1 tRNA gene and 1 rRNA gene are annotated in these 250 nt (G+C 47.6%); both read right to left on the reverse strand.

From position 1 onward, the window contains the following. Positions 1–37: 37 nt before the first annotated feature. Positions 38–114 (reverse strand) — tRNA-Ile (locus ACQCVH_RS25410). Positions 115–187: 73 nt separating this feature from the next. Then, positions 188–250 (reverse strand): 16S ribosomal RNA (locus ACQCVH_RS25415); the annotation flags it as partial.

A 250-nucleotide genomic window follows, 5' to 3' on the forward strand; every position in this document is an offset into this window, starting at 1 on the left:
CTCCCAGCTGAGCTAAGGCCCCGTTATGAAAGTTATATGGTGGGCCTAAATGGACTCGAACCATCGACCTCACGCTTATCAGGCGTGCGCTCTAACCAGCTGAGCTATAGGCCCATATAACATATGAGAGATTATACTCTCAAAACTGAACGAACAAAGACCGTCACGTCTTGTATATATTCCTTAGAAAGGAGGTGATCCAGCCGCACCTTCCGATACGGCTACCTTGTTACGACTTCACCCCAATCAT

It is taken from the genome of Bacillus infantis, from assembly GCF_050107595.1.
GTDB lineage: Bacteria > Bacillota > Bacilli > Bacillales > Cytobacillaceae > Bacillus_AB > Bacillus_AB infantis_C.